This is a genomic window from Erwinia tasmaniensis Et1/99 (assembly GCF_000026185.1).
In the GTDB taxonomy this organism is placed as follows: Bacteria; Pseudomonadota; Gammaproteobacteria; order Enterobacterales; family Enterobacteriaceae; genus Erwinia; species Erwinia tasmaniensis.
This window is the reverse complement of record NC_010694.1, coordinates 144,357-159,819: the sequence shown is the minus strand read 5'-3', so window position 1 is coordinate 159,819 and position 15,463 is coordinate 144,357. Positions and strand designations below refer to the sequence as shown.

The window sequence follows — 15,463 nt, the reverse complement described above, 5'->3', positions numbered from 1 at the left end:
GATGGCATAAAATACGGTTAGAATTGGGAAGTTGCCAGCAAGATGTTAGAATCACGTTGTAAATTTGTATAAAATATAGGACGTGTTGGTATGCAAAAGTCTTATGATTACGACGCCATTGTTATTGGTTCAGGCCCTGGCGGTGAGGGTGCCGCGATGGGGCTGGTGAAACAGGGAGCGCGCATTGCCGTCATTGAGCGCTATCACAATATCGGCGGCGGTTGTACACATTGGGGAACCATCCCTTCCAAAGCGTTGCGTCATGCGGTCAGCCGTATTATCGAGTTCAATCAGAATCCTCTCTATAGCGACCATACCCGTCTTCTGCGTTCTTCTTTCGCCGACATTCTTAATCACACTGAGAACGTTGTTAGCCAGCAAACTCATATGCGCCAGGGCTTCTATGAACGCAATCACTGTGAAATCTTTCAAGGTGATGCGCGTTTTATCGATGCCAACACCCTTGAAATTGAAACCCATGACGGCAGCATTGAACGGCTGACGGCAGAAAAATTTGTTATCGCCTGCGGTTCTCGGCCTTATCACCCGCCGGACGTCGACTTTACCCACCCGCGTATCTATGACAGCGACTCCATACTCAATCTGCACCATGAGCCGGGCCATGTGATTATCTATGGTGCTGGGGTGATCGGTTGCGAGTACGCCTCGATTTTCCGTGGGCTGGCCGTCAAGGTCGATTTAATCAATACCCGCGATCGCCTGCTGGCCTTCCTCGATCAGGAGATGTCAGACTCGCTTTCTTATCATTTCTGGAATAACGGCGTGGTTATCCGCCACAACGAAGAGTTTGAGAAGGTTGAAGGGGTGGCTGATGGCGTCATCATGCATCTCAAATCGGGTAAGAAGCTGAAAGCAGACTGCCTGCTGTACGCTAATGGCCGCACCGGTAATACCGATTCATTGTCACTGGAAAATGTCGGGCTGGAAGCAGACGGTCGCGGCCTGCTGAAAGTGAACAGCATGTACCAGACTGCTCAACCGAATATCTATGCGGTGGGTGATGTGATTGGTTACCCAAGCCTGGCCTCGGCAGCCTACGATCAGGGGCGAATTGCCGCGCAGGCCATGATCAAAGGGGAAGCAACGGCCCATCTGATTGAGGACATTCCTACCGGTATCTATACCATTCCTGAAATCAGCTCCGTTGGAAAAACCGAGCAGCAGCTGACGGCAATGAAGGTGCCCTACGAGGTGGGCCGGGCGCAGTTTAAACACCTCGCGCGTGCGCAAATCGTCGGCATGAACGTCGGTAGCCTGAAAATCCTGTTCCACCGTGAAACCAAAGAAATTCTGGGCATTCACTGCTTTGGCGAACGGGCCGCCGAAATTATTCATATCGGCCAGGCCATAATGGAACAGAAAAACGGTGGCAACACGATTGAGTATTTCGTGAATACCACCTTTAACTACCCGACAATGGCCGAAGCCTACCGGGTTGCGGCGCTAAACGGTCTGAACCGGCTGTTTTAAGTTTTCCATCACGCCCTGCATATGCTCACGGATTGCCTCTGCCAGCTGTTCATAACGGCCACGCAGAGGTGAACCCGGGCGATACACCAGCGCAATCGTGCGCTGGGGCTCGGGTTTGAAGCACGGCAGATAACAAACGCCATCACGCACTCTCTCTTTCGGCACCGCCAGTGCAGGCAGAAGAGTGATACCGCTACCCGCCGCCACCATATTACGCAGCGTTTCCAGACTGGTGGCGCGGAAGTGCGTGTCTTCGTCAGCGCCCGCCTGGAAGCAGAAGCCCATCGCCTGATCGCGCAGACAATGACCATCCTCCAGCATCAGGAGCTTTTCTCCCGCCAGTTCATACATCGCCACACGATCGCGGTCTTGCCACGGGTGATCGGCGTAGATTGCCAGGCGCATCGGCTCGTCAAACAGCGGTACTTCAATAAACGCTTCCGACTCCTTCACCAGCCCAAGGATCGCGCAATCCAGCTTACCGCTGTCAAGCTGCGCCAGCAGCTGGTGCGTCTGCGCTTCATGCAGATACATCTCCAGCTTTGGGAAAGTCTGATGCAGGGTGGGAATAATCTGCGGCAGCAGGTAAGGACCAACGGTAGGGATCAGACCAATATGCAGCGGGCCAGACATCGCTTCCCCTTGCTGGCTGGCCATTTCTTTCAGTACCTTGACTTCACGCAGCACGGTACGCGCCTGATCCACCAGCAGCAGACCCGCCTGAGTAAACAACACCTTGCGGCTGGTGCGTTCCAGCAGCATCACGCCCAGTTCATCTTCCAGTTTACGGATCTGGCCACTCAGCGTAGGCTGACTGACGTGACAGGAATCGGCAGCACGGCGAAAATGGCGGTGCTCTGCCAGCGCAACAAGGTACTCTAGATCACGAATATTCATCTTATTTCTCCATTCCACGATAGCCCGTGGCGATAGATAGGATAGCAATCAACGATTATCCCTATCAAGCTAGAATGTTGATAATGTAACGCATCAAGATAAATACTACTCCAATCATTTAACCGAGAGGTCTTTTATGTTTGCAAGTCAGGAAGGTAAATCCATCCCGCAGGTCACGTTTCATACACGCCAGGGCGACAGCTGGATTGATGTCACCACTGATGAGCTGTTCAAAGACAAGACGGTGATTGTTTTTTCTCTACCGGGCGCGTTTACCCCTACCTGCTCCTCCAGCCATCTGCCACGCTACAACGAGCTGTCGGACGTCTTTAAACAGCACGGCGTGGACAGCATCCTGTGTGTCTCCGTCAACGACACCTTTGTGATGAATGCCTGGAAAGCCGATCAGCGTGCTGAACACATTACCTTCATTCCTGATGGTAACGGTGACTTCACCCGCGGCATGGAGATGTTGGTAGAGAAAGCCGATCTTGGCTTCGGCCCACGCTCATGGCGCTATTCAATGCTGGTACGTAACGGCGTGGTAGAAAAGATGTTCGTCGAGCCAAACAAGCCGGGCGACCCGTTTGAAGTGTCTGATGCCGATACCATGCTGCGTTACGTGGCGCCGGAATATAAGGTGCAGGAGTCCGTTTCCCTGTTCACCAAGCCGGGCTGCCCGTTCTGTGCGAAAGCCAAGCAGATGCTGCTGGATCGTGGTATTCCGTTTGAAGAGATTGTGCTGGGCCAGGATGCCACCACCGTCAGCCTGCGTGCCGTCAGCGGTCGCGCTACCGTGCCACAGGTCTTTATCGGCGGACGCCATATCGGCGGCAGCGATGACTTAGAGCAGTACTTCTCTGCGTAATGCTCCACGGACGTCCTGATTAAGGCGGGTCTGATGACCCGCCTTTTTAGATCATGCCAGACGCTGTTTGGCTTCGGTGATCGCCTGCGAGATCTGATGCAAAGACACACCGCCTTTGGCGTTACGCTTATCCAGACAGGATTGCAGTGACAGGATCGGATACACATCGTCACCAATCACGTGACTGAACTTCTGCAAATCCGACAGCTTCAGCGCTTCCAGCGCCACGCCCTGTTTAATCGCTTCCACGACCGTTTCACCCACGATGTGATGGGCTTCACGGAAGGGCACGCCCTTGGCGACCAGATAATCCGCCAGTTCAGTGGAGTTGGCATACCCCTGCTCCGCCGCCTCTTGACAACGCGGACGTTTCACCTGAATGCCGTCAAGCACCAGCGCCGCCATATGCAGGCAGTCAGCCCAGGTGTCGAGCGCGTCAAACAGCCCTTCCTTGTCTTCCTGCATATCTTTGTTGTACGCCAGCGGCAGACCTTTCAGCGTCATGCTCATCGCCGTCAGAGCACCCTGTACGCGGCCAACCTTACCGCGGATCAGCTCCAGCGCGTCCGGGTTTTTCTTCTGCGGCATCAGCGAGGAGCCAGAAGTCACCTTATCGGACAGCTCAACAAACCCGGCTTCACCGGTATTGAAGAAAATCAGATCTTCCGCGAAGCGCGACAGGTGCACCATGCCGATGGAAGCATCGGACAGCAGTTCCAGCACATGGTCGCGGTCAGATACGGTATCCAGGCTGTTGCGGGTGGCGGAGGCGAAACCTAACCAGCCGGCCAGCTGCTCTCGATCGATGTCATAAGCGGTTCCCGCCAGCGCACCGCAGCCCAGCGGGCTGACGTCCAGGCGCTTCAGCGTATCCTGCAAACGGCTTTCATCGCGCGCCAGCATCTCAACATAGGCCAGGCACCAGTGGGCAAAGGTGACCGGCTGGGCGCGTTGCAGGTGGGTGTAACCCGGCATCACCGCATCCTGGTGAGCTTCTGCGGTCGCCACCAGCGCCTGCTGGAACTGACGCGTGGCGTTCAGCAGCTCGCTGACCTGCTCTTTGCACCACAGTTTCAGATCGGTCGCGACCTGGTCATTACGGCTACGTCCGGTATGCAGTTTTTTCCCCAGCGCCCCGACTTTATCAATCAGCTTACCTTCTACCCAGCTATGAATATCTTCAGCATCGCTGGCCAGAATCTGCTGCGGATCGGCGCGCACTTCGTCCAGCAGCGCAGTCAGCGCGCTTTCCAGCTGCTGCTGCTCTGCGGCGGTTAATACGTTGACCGTGACCAGCGCTTTGGACCAGGCAACGGAGCCGATAATATCCTGCTCTGCCAGACGATAGTCGAAGCGCAGTGAGTCATTAAACTGCTTAAAACGTTGATCTGCTGGCTGCGTAAACCGTCCACCCCAAAGTGCCATGTTCAGTGCTCCTTTTATCTGATAAGGGCGGCACCTGTGCCGCCCCTTGATATATTCAGCGGCGAGGTCACCCTCGCCCTGCGTGCAAGTTTACTTCTTTTCGTTCAGCGCGCGGATGCGTGAAGAGAGTGAGAACAGACGGATAAAGCCGCCCGCATGACGATGATCGTACACTTCGTCTTCGCCAAACGTGGCAAACTCTTCAGAATACAGGCTGTTGGCTGATTTCTTCTGGATAGCGGTGACCTGGCCTTTGTAGAGTTGCAGTACCACTTCACCATTCACTTCTTCTGCCAGCGCTTCGGCGGAAGCCTGGATGGATTTCCGCAGCGGTGCGAACCAGCGGCCGTCGTAAACCACGTAGGACATTTCCAGGCCCAGCTGCTCACGCCACTTGAAGCTGTCACGGTCAAGCACCAGCTGCTCAACCGCACGCAGCGCGTTCACCATAATAGTGCCGCCGGGGGTTTCGTAGCAGCCGCGCGACTTAATGCCCACCAGACGGTTTTCCACGATGTCGATACGGCCCACGCCATGACGCGCGCCGATCGCATTCAGCTTGTCCAGGCAGCCAAACGGGCTTAACGCTTCACCGTTAACGGCCACAACGCGACCTTTCTCAACGGCAATGGTGACCTGCTCTGGCTGGTCCGGCGCTTCCAGCGGATCGACGGTCCACACCCAGCAATCTTTATTCGGTGCATTCCACGGGCTTTCCAGCACGCCGCCTTCGGTAGAGATATGCCAGGCGTTTTCGTCGCGGCTGTAGATTTTTTCCAGCGAGGCGGTGGTCGGAATATTACGCTCTTTCAGATAGTCCAGCAGCGCCTCACGCGAACGCAGATCCCACTCGCGCCACGGAGCCACCACTTTCAGCTGGGGTGCCAACGCGGTATAGGTGGTTTCGAAACGCACCTGGTCATTACCTTTACCGGTTGCGCCGTGGCACAGCGCATCCGCTCCGACTTTCAGCGCCAGTTCTACCTGCGCTTTGGCGATAATTGGGCGCGCCATAGAAGTCCCGAGCAAATAGGTGCCTTCATACAGAGCACCGGTCTGCAGCACCGGATAAACGTACTCGCTGATGAACTCTTCACGCAGATCCACCACATGGCATTCTGAGGCACCGGACTGCAGGGCTTTCTGCTCTACGCCTTCCAGATCGCCACGCTCCTGGCCGATATCCGCCACGAAGGCCACCACTTCACAGCCGCCATAGTTCTCTTTCAGCCATGGAATGATGGCTGAAGTATCCAGACCGCCGGAGTAAGCCAGTACGATTTTCTTGATGCTTTTGTCTTGCATTGTCTTTTTCCTTGATTGAATACGTTACTTATTAAGCGAGAATACGGGTGCCGATGGACACGCCGTTAAACAAGTCGGGCAGCTGTTCGGCATGGCGCCAGCTGGCAATATCCACCGGGCGGCCCAGCGTGCGGGCGGCATCCAGTGCGGCATTCACTTTAACAATCATGCCATCAGTAATCACCCCATCGGCGATCAGCTGTTCAGCTTTCTCTGCCGTTATCTCCGCAATGCGCTGCCTGTCGGCATCCAAAATACCGCTGACGTCAGAGAGCAGGATAAGATCTGCGCCGAGGGTAGCAGCCAGCGCCGTGGCGGCCTGATCGGCATTGACGTTCATCAGCAGACCGTCATCGGTGATCCCGATGGAGCTGACCACCGGGAGAAATCCAGCAGCCAATAAGGTGTTAATCAGGCGCGGCGTACCGGGTGTGGCCAGGCCAACGTGCCCCAGCTCATCGTCGAAGCGCTCAACGTTGACGCTGCCGCCATCGCCAAGACACAGGCCAACCGCGTCAATACCGTGTTTTTTTGACCATGCCAGCAGGGTTTTGTTGGCCGTTCCGGCCAGCGCACCGGTGATGACATCGATCTGATCGGCGGGCGTCACGCGCAGGCCATTTTTCTTCTTCACCGGCAGTGACAGTTTGCTCATCAGCTCATCGACCAGGCAACCGCCACCGTGAACGATCAGCAAAGGCCGCTGATGCGTGGTACGGTAGCTTACCAGGGCCGTGAAAAGACGCTCCAGCGCCTCTTCGCTGTCCAGTAAAACACCACCTAACTTGATAATTAACGGGTTGGTCATGACGTCGCTCGCTCTCTGTCGGTCATCGCGCTTTGGGGCTGCGCGGGCGCTGGTGCAACCGCGGCGCGGAAAAGAAAATTATCGATTCCCATTCATCCGCCGCTATTGTATTTTTATTCACTATTAGTGCATGAATATTGATACTATCCTAACGCAAGGACTGTCAACAGTGAAGACAAAATTACCTAATTTTATTGAGATTTACCGCCAGTTGATTGCAACGCCATCAATCAGTGCGACCGACAGCGCGCTCGATCAGAGCAATGAAACTTTAATCAATTTGCTCGGCGGCTGGTTCCGCGATCTCGGCTTTACCGTTGAGGTGCAGCCGGTGCCCGGCACACGAAACAAATTCAATATGCTGGCGAAGAGCGGCAGCGGTGCCGGAGGCCTGCTGCTGGCGGGTCATACCGATACCGTTCCCTTTGACGATGGCCGCTGGACGCGTGACCCTTTCACCCTGACCGAGCACGATAATAAGCTTTACGGCCTCGGCACCGCGGATATGAAAGGTTTCTTTGCCTTTATTTTAGATACCCTGCGCGATGTTGAACTGTCAACGCTGAAAAAACCGCTGTATATCCTTGCCACCGCCGATGAAGAAACCACCATGGCTGGCGCAAAATACTTTTCTGAATCAACCGCTCTGCGCCCGGACTGCGCCATTATCGGCGAGCCAACTTCGCTGAAGCCGGTGCGTGCGCATAAAGGCCATATCTCGAACGCGATCCGCATTCAGGGGCAGTCCGGCCACTCCAGCGATCCGGGCCGTGGCGTTAACGCCATTGAACTGATGCACGAGTCCATCACCCAGCTGATGGCGCTGCGCAACACGCTAAAAGAGCGCTACCGTCACGCAGGTTTTGCTATCCCTTATCCCACCATGAACTTTGGTCATATTCACGGCGGCGATGCGGCCAATCGTATCTGCGCCTGCTGCGAACTGCATATGGACATCCGCCCACTGCCGGGGCTGACGCTCTCCGATCTCGACGGGCTGCTGAATGAGGCGCTGGCTCCTGTCAGTGCGCGCTGGCCGGGCCGTCTGACCGTAGGCGAGCTGCATCCTCCTATTCCGGGCTATGAGTGCCCACGGGAACATCAGCTGGTGCAGGTGGTTGAAAAGCTGTTGGGTCGCGAAACGGAAGTCGTGAACTACTGTACCGAAGCGCCGTTTATTCAGCAGGTCTGTCCAACGCTGGTGTTAGGCCCCGGATCGATCGAGCAGGCGCATCAGCCGGATGAGTTTATCGATACCGCCTTTATTAAGCCCACGCGCGACCTGATCGCTCAGGTCGTGCACCATTTTTGCCATCATTAGGCCAATTTCTGGGTATTTCACTGTGAAAACAGACGGTTGCCCGTAATTATGATTATTCCTGATAATGAGAATAACTTATCGGATCATCTTGGTGTTAAATTCTTTAAATTTCTAAGGCTTAGCCGCTTTATGTAGAGAATATAAGCCAATTGACGAATCGTGCTTAACGTGGCTAGATAATAGACTCAGTCAGGCCCATAAGGGTGAAACGCGCGATAAATACAAGAAAGGGTGTCAGGGATTATATGAACGAACAATATTCCGCAATGCGAAGTAATGTCAGTATGCTCGGCAAACTGCTCGGAGATACGATTAAGGATGCGCTGGGAGAGAACATTCTCGATCGGGTAGAAACCATTCGTAAACTCTCGAAGTCATCTCGTGCGGGTAATGACGCCCACCGTCAGGAACTGCTCTCCACGCTGCAAAATCTCTCAAACGACGAGCTGCTGCCGGTTGCACGCGCTTTCAGCCAGTTCCTGAACCTGACCAACGTTGCTGAACAGTACCACACCATTTCGCCGAACGGCGAAGGGGCGAAGAACCCGGAACTGCTGCTCCAGACGTTTCAGCGCCTGAAGCAGCAGCCAAACCTGACCGAAGCTGCCGTATGCGAAGCCCTGGGCTCCCTGTCGCTGGAGCTGGTACTGACCGCGCACCCGACTGAAATCACACGCCGCACCCTGATCCACAAACTGGTGGAAGTAAACAGCTGCCTTAAACAGTTAGATCACAATGATCTGTCTGACTATGAGCACGCACAGATCATGCGCCGCCTGCGTCAGCTGGTTGCACAAGCGTGGCATACCGACGAAATTCGCAAGTATCGCCCCTCCCCGGTTGACGAAGCCAAATGGGGCTTTGCGGTGGTGGAAAACAGCCTGTGGGAAGGTGTCCCTCAGTTTCTGCGTGAGCTGAACGAGCAGGTGGAAGCCGCTTTTGGCTATACCCTGCCGGTCGACTTCGTTCCGGTGCAGTTTACCTCCTGGATGGGAGGCGACCGTGACGGCAACCCGAACGTCACCGCCGATATCACTCGCCACGTCCTGCAACTCAGCCGCTGGAAAGCCACCGACCTGTTCCTGCGCGATATCGCCGTACTGATTTCCGAGCTGTCGATGTCTGAATGTACGCCGGAAGTGCGCGAGCTGTGCGGCAACCCGGAAGCGCTGGAGCCGTACCGTGAGATTATGAAAAACCTGCGTAGCCAGCTGATGAGCACCCAGGCTTATCTGGCGGGCCGCCTGAAAGGCGAGCGCTTAACGCGCCCTGCTAATCTACTGATCGCCAACGAACAGCTATGGGAACCGCTGTATACCTGCTACCAGTCATTACAGGCCTGCGGCATGGGCATTATTGCTAACGGGCAGCTGCTCGATACCCTGCGCCGCGTGAAGTGTTTTGGCGTACCGCTGGTGCGTATCGATATCCGCCAGGAGAGTACCCGTCACACCGAAGCGATTGCCGAGATCACCCGTTATCTTGGCCTGGGTGACTATGAAAGCTGGTCAGAAGCCGACAAGCAGGCGTTCCTGATCCGCGAACTGAATTCTAAGCGCCCGCTGACGCCGCGTCAGTGGGAGCCGAGCGCCGACACGAAAGAGGTGCTGGATACCTGCCGCGTGGCCGCCGAGGCGCCCAAGGGGTCAATTGCGGCCTACGTCATCTCGATGGCCAAAACGCCGTCTGACGTGCTGGCGGTGCACCTGCTGTTAAAAGAGGCTGGGATCGACTATGCCATGCCGGTGGCACCGCTGTTTGAAACTCTGGACGACCTGAATAATGCGAACGGGGTGATGAGCCAGCTGCTGAATATCGACTGGTATCGCGGTCTGATTCAGGGCAAACAAATGGTGATGATTGGCTACTCTGACTCGGCAAAAGATGCCGGTGTGATGGCGGCCAGCTGGGCGCAGTATCAGGCACAGGATGCGCTGATCAAAACCTGTGAGAAAGCCGGTATCACCCTGACGCTGTTCCACGGACGCGGCGGCAGCATTGGTCGCGGCGGCGCTCCGGCGCATGCCGCCCTGCTGTCACAGCCGCCGGGCAGCCTGAAAGGCGGACTGCGCGTGACTGAACAGGGCGAGATGATCCGCTTTAAGTACGGTCTGCCGGAAGTGACCATCAGCAGCCTGTCGCTGTATACCGGAGCGATCCTCGAAGCCAACCTGCTACCGCCGCCGGAGCCAAAAACCGAATGGATCGGCATCATGGAACGGCTGTCGGCCGTCTCCTGCAAAATGTACCGTGGCTACGTGCGTGAGCATGCGGAGTTCGTGCCGTACTTTCGTTCTGCCACGCCAGAACAGGAGCTGGCTAAGCTGCCGCTTGGCTCACGCCCGGCGAAGCGTCGTCCAACCGGCGGCGTCGAGTCCCTGCGTGCCATTCCGTGGATCTTCGCCTGGACGCAGAACCGTCTGATGCTGCCAGCCTGGCTGGGGGCCGGGGCTGCACTCCAGCAGGTGATGGAAGATGGTCATCAGGACCAGCTGGAAGCCATGTGTCGCGACTGGCCTTTCTTCTCTACGCGCCTCGGCATGCTGGAAATGGTGTTCTCGAAGGCCGATCTGTGGCTGGCAGAATATTACGACCAGCGCCTGGTGGATAAATCGCTGTGGCCGCTGGGCAAACAGCTGCGCGACCAGCTGGAGTCCGATATCAAAGCGGTGCTGACCATTGCCAACGATGCGCATCTGATGGCCGACCAGCCGTGGATTGCCGAGTCGATTGCGCTGCGTAATGTCTATACCGACCCGCTTAACGTATTGCAGGCCGAACTGCTGCACCGTTCACGCCAGCAGGAAAAAGCCGGCGGTGAGCCGGATGCCCGCGTCGAGCAGGCGCTGATGGTGACCATTGCTGGCGTTGCGGCAGGGATGCGTAATACCGGCTAACCCCGCCGGTTTTTGCCTCTGCCGTAGCCCCCGCACGCTAGCCTCACGGTGCTTATCATATCCCGGTCGTAAGAACGGGATATGAGTGAACATCATCCGGTGTATATCCCTGCAACATATACCTGAAATGCGCTATGCTGGGATCGTGCAATCACTGAAAGAGGGGATTTGAAATGGAAAAAACCACCGTTTTTAAAAACAACCGCTCACAGGCGGTGCGCCTGCCCAAAGCCCTGGCACTACCGGAAGATGTTAAGTGCGTTGATATTATTGCCATTGGCCGCACGCGCATTATATCGCCGGTAGGTGAAAGCTGGGATAACTGGTTTGATGGTGAAAATGTTACGGCTGATTTTATGGACGACCGTGAACAACCTTCAGAGCAGAGGCGAGAACATTTCTGATGCTGAAATTCATGTTGGACACCAATATCTGCATCTTCACCATCAAAAACAAGCCACCCACGGTCAGGGAAACATTTGTGTCGCACTATGGTCAACTGTGCATCAGCAGCATTACGCTGATGGAGCTGGTTTACGGTGCAGAAAAATCAAGCAACCCCAGGTAGAATCTGGATGTGGTTGAAGGGTTCTGCGCAAGGCTGGACATTCTCCCTTATGCAGAGGCTGCCGCCACGCATAGCGGGCAGCTCCGCGCCGAGTTAGCCAAAAAGGGCACCCCGATTGGCCCCTGGGACGTGATGATAGCAGGCCATGCGCGTTCGCAAGGTCTTATCCTGGTCACCAATAACCTGCGCGAGTTTGAGCGCGTTCCTGGGCTGCGCCTGGAAGACTGGACCAACCGTGGATCCGGCGACACGCGCTAAGCCGCCTTTCTTTCCGTCTCGTTATGAGGCTTCCAGCATCGGCGCCGGAGCCGGACGCACGCCCAGCGTATGACAAATGGCATAGCTTAATTCCGCACGGTTCAGCGTATAAAAATGGAAGTCCCTCACCCCTTCACGGCTAAGAATTTTCACCATGTCCATCGCCACGTTCGCACCCACCATCTTGCGCGTTTCCGGGTCATCATCCAGCCCGGCAAACATGCTGGTCATCCAGCCCGGCACGCGCACGTTGGTGAGGGTGGCAAAACGCTGTAGCTGCTTAAAGTTCGATACCGGAAGGATGCCCGGTACGATCTCAACGTCGATGCCGGTAGAGACACAGCGATCGCGAAAGCGCAGGTAGCTTTCCACATCGAAAAAGAACTGGGTAATGGCACGGTTCGCGCCAGCATCTATCTTGCGCTTCAGGTTGATCAAGTCTGACTGCGCGCTTTTCGCCTCCGGGTGTACTTCAGGATAGGCGGCAACCGAAATATCAAAGTCCCCCACCTCCTTCAGGAGTGCCACCAGATCGGCCCCGTACATTTCCGGCCGGCCACCGCCCGGCGGCAGATCGCCGCGCAGTGCCACAATATGACGAATACCGTTGTTCCAGTAGTCCCCCGCAATGGTGCGGAGCTCATCCCGCGTGGCATCGATGCAGGTCAGGTGCGGTGCCGCTTCCAGACCGGTACGCTCCTTAATGCCTTTAATAATACTGTGGGTGCGGTCGCGTTCGCCGGAGTTTGCCCCATAGGTTACCGACACAAATTTCGGCTTCAGGCTGCTAAGACGATCGATTGAGTTCCACAGGATGTCTTCCATTTCGCCGGTGCGCGGCGGAAAAAACTCGAAGGAGACATTAATCTGCCCGCTGATCTCAGCCAGGCTCTGGTTCAGTGCTTCGCGCTGATTGGCGTGGAAAAAACTCATACCCGTTTACCTCATCGATCGCTGCCTTTACACGCCTATCCGTTTAGACGTCCAGACATTCAAAATGGAGAAGATCGGTTATTCAGTCAACAGATAAATGGCGATTGGCCTTGACATCTCCTCACGCGAAGATGAGGAAATTTCAGCTGTGGGAACATGGCGGGGATTAAGGCCAGATAGGGTAACGAACGTAAGGGAAAACGGCACTGGCCCCGGCGTCACACAGGGTGCGCCGGGGCGTTGACTGCACTGAATTTACAGCAGCTGCGCCAGACGATTAAGGTCTGACTGAATCGCTCCGGCGGTCACATCGCGCCCGGCACCCGGCCCACGGATCACCAGCGGATTATCACGATACCAGCGGCTTTCAATGGCGAAGACGTTATCACACGGCAGCAGCGCAGCCAGAGGATGTTCGGGACGCACCGCTTCCACACCAACGCGCGCTTTACCATTGGCGTCAAAGCGCGCAACGTAACGCAGAACCAGCCCCATCTCCTGCGCCGCCTCAAGGCGTTGCAGCATCTGGTCGTTGAGCGCATCGCCATGATCAAAGAAGTGATCGACTGAACCCGACTGGCAGTCCGCCGGCACCAGTGACTCCACGCGCACCTGATCCGGTTCAATATCGTAGCCCGCTTCGCGCGCGAGGATCACCAGCTTGCGCATCACGTCCTGCCCGGAGAGATCGACGCGCGGATCCGGCTCGGTCAGCCCCTGCTGCCAGGCCTGATCGACCAGCTCGGTAAACGGCACCGTTCCATCAAACTGCAAGAACAGCCATGACAGCGTGCCGGAGAAAATGCCGCTAATCGACAGGATGCTGTCGCCACTTTCCCGCAGATCGCGCACCGTGTGGTTCACCGGCAGCCCGGCTCCGACGGTGGCGTTATACAGCCAGTGCCCGCCGGTTTTAGCGAAGGCATCGCGGATCTGGCGATAGCTGTCGCTGGTTGAGGCACCCGCCACCTTGTTCGCGCCAATAACGTGGAAACCGTAGCTGGCAAAGTCCAGATACTGTTCAGCCAGGGTTTCACTGGCGGTGACGTCCAGCACCACTAAATCGTCAAACGGATGCGCTCGCATCCACAGAAACAGCGATTCATCATCCTGCATGACCGCTTCATCTTCGAAGAAGGCCAGCGCACGGCTGGCGTCCAGCCCTTCATAGCTAAGCAGGCTGCGAGAACTGTCCACCACGCCGGCGAGAATATACTCAAATCCGGTACGTGCTGAAATCGTTTCCTGTTCACGGGCAAACAGCTCCAGCCAGCGTGAACCTATGTTACCTTTACCAAACAGCACCAGCCCAATCTGCTTTTCTGCCCGGAACAGCGTCTGATGCAGTCCACGGATCAAATGTTCGGTTGGCCCAACGCGCAGCACCGCCACCAGGCTGATACCGTCCTGGGATTGCCAGATAAATTCAACCGGCTGGTCTTTCATCTGCTGCCAGAAACGATGGCTGTGCAATGGATTGCGGCAAACGCCCGCCCCGACCATCGCCACCAGCGCCATCCCCTCACGCAGCTGTAAACGCCCCGGCAGAGCGGCATCCTGTAACAGGGTGAGCGCGCTGTTCACCACTTCCGAGGTGTAGCAAAGCTGTAGCAGATTGCGATCGGGATGAACGCCGGTTGCCAGCGGGCGCACCTGAGCACGTTGCAGCAGCTGGTCAATCTCTTTATGCAGGCTGGCAAAGTCATGGTGCGCGGGCACCTGGAACTCAATCAGACAGACATCGTCGTGGCTGGTCACGATACGCGCGCCGGTTCCCGAGGCCAGAACGCGCTCAATGCGCGTCGAACCCTGATCAGGCTGATAGCTACAGCGCAGCTGTAAATCGATATCGCTTCCCGACACGGGCTGTAGGGTGCGGGTATGCAGCACCGGGGCCGCAAGACGCGCCAGCTCGCTGGCTTCATCCAGCCGCAGCAGCGGCAGCAGGCAGGCATCTTTCACCTTGCGCGGATCGGCGCTGTAGACCCCGGCCACGTCACTCCAGATGGTCACGCGTGACACGCCCGCCAGCGCGCCGATTTGCGTTGCCGAGTAGTCGCTGCCGTTACGTCCTAACAGCACCGTTTCACCGGCATCGTTGCCACAGATAAAGCCGGTCACCACCAGGCGCCGTGACGGATGTTGTGCCATCAGCCGTTGCAGCAGCGGCAATGATTTTGCTTCATCCACCTGCGGCTGCACCGCACGCTCGGCGCGTAAGAAGTGGCGGGCATCCAGCCATCCGGCGTCGATATCGCGCAGCGTCAGCACCGCGGACATCAGACGCGCCGACCAGATTTCGCCGTGCCCAACCACCTCAGCGTAAACCGCATCGGAAATCACGCCGTCCAGCAACGCCGCCAGCTTCTCCAGATCGGAAATAAATTCAGCAATCAGCAATGCGGCCGCCTCCGGCGGCAACAGGCTGCCGATCAGATCGCTCTGATAACGACGCAGCGTCTGCTGCACCTGGTGAGCAGAAAGGCGATCGCTCTGGCTCAGTTTCAGCCAGCTGATAAGCTGATTGGTGGTACTGCCCGCTGCGGATACCACCATCAGGTCGCCCGGCTGGCTGTATTCCGCCATAATTCCGGCTACGCGCTGGTAGCATTTGGCATCGGCCAGGCTGCTGCCCCCAAATTTATGCAATTGCCGTGAACTGCCCGCCTTTGCCACTGCTGAATAACTCATG

11 protein-coding genes and 1 pseudogene are annotated in these 15,463 nt (G+C 56.5%); 6 read left to right on the top strand and 6 right to left on the bottom strand.

All coding sequences use genetic code 11. The features are described 5' to 3' along the window. Positions 1-90: 90 nt before the first annotated feature. The gene (gene sthA / locus ETA_RS01680) at positions 91-1,491 is read left to right on the top strand and encodes a Si-specific NAD(P)(+) transhydrogenase (RefSeq protein WP_012439910.1); all 1,401 of its coding nucleotides are present in this window, start codon (positions 91-93) and stop codon (positions 1,489-1,491) included. On the opposite strand, the gene oxyR is transcribed toward sthA, so the two are convergent. Then, positions 1,465-2,388: a DNA-binding transcriptional regulator OxyR gene (gene oxyR / locus ETA_RS01675; protein WP_012439909.1), complete on the bottom strand. Its 924-nt coding sequence runs from the start codon at positions 2,386-2,388 to the stop codon at positions 1,465-1,467. The genes sthA and oxyR overlap by 27 nt on opposite strands. 136 nt (positions 2,389-2,524) lie before the next feature. On the opposite strand from oxyR, the gene ETA_RS01670 reads away from it, so the two are divergent. Continuing rightward, positions 2,525-3,256 carry a glutathione peroxidase gene (locus ETA_RS01670; RefSeq protein WP_012439908.1) on the top strand — a complete coding sequence of 244 codons (732 nt, stop codon included), beginning with the start codon at positions 2,525-2,527 and terminating at the stop codon, positions 3,254-3,256. Between the two features lie 51 nt (positions 3,257-3,307). Here ETA_RS01670 and argH read toward each other — a convergent pair whose 3' ends face one another. From argH to argB, 3 genes are all read right to left on the bottom strand, one after another. Then, positions 3,308-4,681 (bottom strand): argininosuccinate lyase, encoded by a 1,374-nt coding sequence (gene argH, locus ETA_RS01665; protein WP_012439907.1) that lies wholly within the window; start codon positions 4,679-4,681, stop codon positions 3,308-3,310. 90 nt (positions 4,682-4,771) lie between these two features. Then, a complete protein-coding gene (locus ETA_RS01660; protein WP_012439906.1) occupies positions 4,772-5,986 on the bottom strand; it encodes an argininosuccinate synthase in 1,215 nt (404 codons plus the stop codon). A 31-nt stretch (positions 5,987-6,017) separates the two neighbouring features. After that, complete coding sequence (gene argB / locus ETA_RS01655) at positions 6,018-6,794, bottom strand: acetylglutamate kinase (protein WP_012439905.1); 777 nt, start codon at positions 6,792-6,794, stop codon at positions 6,018-6,020. A gap of 169 nt (positions 6,795-6,963) precedes the next feature. Between argB and argE the strand changes: the two genes are divergently transcribed. The 4 genes and pseudogenes from argE (at position 6,964) to vapC (ending at position 11,838) form a co-directional block, all read left to right on the top strand. Further along, positions 6,964-8,115, top strand: coding sequence for an acetylornithine deacetylase (gene argE / locus ETA_RS01650; protein ID WP_012439904.1), 1,152 nt, complete (start codon positions 6,964-6,966; stop codon positions 8,113-8,115). Positions 8,116-8,360: 245 nt separating this feature from the next. Then, the gene (gene ppc / locus ETA_RS01645; protein WP_012439903.1) at positions 8,361-11,012 is read left to right on the top strand and encodes a phosphoenolpyruvate carboxylase; all 2,652 of its coding nucleotides are present in this window, start codon (positions 8,361-8,363) and stop codon (positions 11,010-11,012) included. A gap of 173 nt (positions 11,013-11,185) precedes the next feature. Further along, positions 11,186-11,416, top strand: a complete 231-nt coding sequence (gene vapB, locus ETA_RS01640; RefSeq protein WP_012439902.1) for a type II toxin-antitoxin system VapB family antitoxin — start codon at positions 11,186-11,188, stop codon at positions 11,414-11,416. Continuing rightward, positions 11,416-11,838: pseudogene (gene vapC, locus ETA_RS01635) on the top strand (type II toxin-antitoxin system tRNA(fMet)-specific endonuclease VapC). The gene vapB and the pseudogene vapC overlap by 1 nt, the downstream one beginning before the upstream one ends. 21 nt (positions 11,839-11,859) lie before the next feature. Here the strand turns inward: vapC and metF are convergent. Then, a complete protein-coding gene (metF, locus tag ETA_RS01630) occupies positions 11,860-12,771 on the bottom strand; it encodes a methylenetetrahydrofolate reductase (protein WP_012439901.1) in 912 nt (303 codons plus the stop codon). A gap of 255 nt (positions 12,772-13,026) precedes the next feature. Then, on the bottom strand, positions 13,027-15,462 hold the full coding sequence (locus tag ETA_RS01625) for a bifunctional aspartate kinase/homoserine dehydrogenase II (RefSeq protein WP_012439900.1): 2,436 nt from the start codon (positions 15,460-15,462) through the stop codon (positions 13,027-13,029). Position 15,463: the final 1 nt, after the last annotated feature.